This is a genomic window from Mesorhizobium sp. M5C.F.Cr.IN.023.01.1.1 (assembly GCF_003997585.1).
GTDB classification, from domain to species: Bacteria; Pseudomonadota; Alphaproteobacteria; order Rhizobiales; family Rhizobiaceae; genus Mesorhizobium; species Mesorhizobium wenxiniae.
Map to the genome: position 1 here is coordinate 1 of NZ_RZSU01000246.1, position 816 is coordinate 816.

The window sequence follows — 816 nt, forward strand, 5'->3', positions numbered from 1 at the left end:
AATTAACATATTGAATCAATAAAGTGCCTGGGAGAGCTGCCGTGACCGCCAAATGGGATTTCTGGATCGACCGCGGCGGCACCTTCACCGATGTCATCGGCCGTGATCCGGAAGGCGGGCTGCACCCGCGCAAGCTGCTTTCCGAGAATCCTGAAGCCTATGCCGACGCCGCCATCCAGGGCATTCGCGATCTGCTCGGATTAAAATCCGGCGCGCCGATCCCGTCCGGCCTGATCGGCGACATCAAGATGGGCACTACCGTTGCCACCAACGCGCTTCTGGAGCGCAAGGGCGACCGCGTGCTGCTGCTCATCACCAGGGGATTTCGCGACGCGCTGAGGATCGCCTACCAGGCACGGCCCGACATCTTCGCCAAGGAGATCATTCTTCCCGAGCAGCTCTACGAGCGCGTCATCGAGGTCGATGAGCGCGTGCGCGCCGACGGCTGCGTCGAACGGCTGCTCGACATCGCCGCCTTGCGCCCAGCCATCGAACAGGCCAAGGCCGACGGCATCGACGCCGTGGCGATCGTCTTCATGCATGCCTGGAAATATCCCGACCACGAAAAGGCCGTTGCAAAAGTCTGCAGAAGTCTTGGTTTTCGCCAAGTCTCGGTCAGCCACGAGGTCTCGCCGCTTATCAAGCTGGTCGGCCGCGGCGACACTACCGTGGTCGACGCCTATCTGTCGCCGATACTGTCGCGCTATGTGCAGAGGGTGGCGGAAGAGTTAGGCGTTTTCTCCCCCCTCGAGGGGGAGATGGCCGCGAAGCGGCCAGAGGGGGTCGCCCAAGGCAGCGCGAGGCCTCGAGGAATGT

1 protein-coding gene is annotated in these 816 nt (G+C 62.4%); it reads left to right on the plus strand.

The window, feature by feature from the left end:
- Positions 1-41 precede the first annotated feature (41 nt).
- A partial coding sequence (locus EOA78_RS35595; protein ID WP_245478013.1) for a hydantoinase/oxoprolinase family protein occupies positions 42-816 on the plus strand: 775 nt, incomplete at its 3' end.